This is a genomic window from Amycolatopsis sp. NPDC003676 (genome assembly GCF_053587275.1).
This window is the reverse complement of the sequence record NZ_JBSFNS010000389.1, coordinates 1-1108: the sequence shown is the minus strand read 5'-3', so window position 1 is coordinate 1108 and position 1108 is coordinate 1. Positions and strand designations below refer to the sequence as shown.

The following is a 1108-nucleotide window of genomic DNA, read 5'->3' as shown; positions in this document are numbered from 1 at the left end:
GACGCCACAATCCCGTATGTCCGGTTACGATGAGTGAGCTGTGCCACTGTGACGCCCATCGCTCGAGACGATGAGAAGGATTCACTCGCATTGGCTCGGCATCCGGAACGGCCTATTCGGGAACAGGGATATGACAGACATCGGTTTCGCGCACGCCTCGGGCGTCACGGTGCACACCGTGCCCGCCGCCTTCCAGCAGACCGCCGCGTTGCGGCCCGACCAGATCGCCTTGCGGACGGTCGGCGGCACCCAGCAGATCACCTGGGCGGAGTATGCGACGCGGGTGCGGGCGCTGGCCGCCGGCCTGGCGAAACTCGGTGTGCGCCACGGTGACGCGGTCGGCATCATGCTCACCAACCGCCCCGAGTTCAACCTGATCGACACCGCGGCCCTGCACCTGGGCGCGACCCCGTTCTCGGTGTACAACACCAGCTCCCCCGAGCAGATCGCGCACGTGTTCGCCAACGCGGGCAACAAGGTCGTGATCACCGAGCAGGCGTTCCTCGACGTCATCCGGGAGGCGGGCGCCGACGTCGAGCACACCGTCCTGGTCGACGGCACCGCCGAGGGCACCCTCGGCCTGGCCCAGCTGGAATCGGATCCGGAGCCCGACTTCGACTTCGACGCCGCGTGGCAGGCCGTGCAGCCGGGCGATCTGGCCACCCTGATCTACACCTCCGGCACCACCGGCCCGTCCAAGGGCGTCGAACTCACCCAGGGCAATGTGATCGCCCAGGTCGTCGGCCTGGTCTCCGGTCCGCTGCCGGTCGGCTTCGATGACCGCGCCGTGTCGTACCTGCCCGCCGCGCACGTCGCCGATCGCATCTCCGCGCACGCGATGAGCCTGCTCACCGGCATCCAGATCACCACCGTGCCCGACCCGCGCGAGATCGCCGCCGCCCTGCCCGACGCGCGTCCCACCGTGTTCTTCGGTGTGCCCCGGGTGTGGCAGAAGATCAAGGCCGGCATCGAGAACAAGCTCGCGGTCGAGCCGAGCCCGGTGAAGAAGGCGCTGGCCAACTGGGCGATCGGCGTCGGTGTCGCGCAGGCCAAGGCGAAGCTGTCCGGTGAGGGCGGCTCGCTGCTGCTCGGCGTGCAGCACAAGGCC

Annotated in this window: 1 protein-coding gene; it reads left to right on the top strand. The window is 69.0% G+C overall.

All coding sequences use genetic code 11. From position 1 onward, the window contains the following. Window positions 1–130: 130 nt before the first annotated feature. Window positions 131–1108 (top strand): AMP-binding protein (locus ACWDNU_RS46655; RefSeq protein ID WP_449673553.1); only part of this gene is annotated, 978 nt, incomplete at its 3' end.